This window comes from Bacillus sp. SIMBA_074 (assembly GCF_046534555.1).
Taxonomy (GTDB): Bacteria; Bacillota; Bacilli; order Bacillales; family Bacillaceae_G; genus Bacillus_A; species Bacillus_A mycoides.
On the sequence record NZ_JAWRYM010001397.1, the window covers coordinates 1 to 228 of the forward strand.

The following is a 228-nucleotide window of genomic DNA, read 5'->3' on the forward strand; positions in this document are numbered from 1 at the left end:
CATTTTTAAATAAGGTCCCACTTCGTTTTGGAATAAGAAGTAATGAAGAACATTATCATGTTCCTCTGCTTGTTGCTCCGGGAGGATATAGCACCTACCGTGGAAGCTAATAAATCAGTAAGAGAGTTGGAGGGTTCAATTTGGCACATGAGCGTACAGGTGTAGTGACTTTAGGCGGGAATCCAGTGACCTTGATTGGTCCTGAACTAAGAGTAGGGGATATGGCCC

At 43.9% G+C, this 228-nt stretch carries 1 protein-coding gene; it reads left to right on the forward strand.

What is annotated here, in order from left to right; genetic code table 11:
• Positions 1-110 (forward strand): hydroxyisourate hydrolase (locus SB773_RS35295; protein ID WP_410595272.1); only part of this gene is annotated, 110 nt, incomplete at its 5' end.
• Between the last annotated feature and the right edge of the window lie 118 nt (positions 111-228).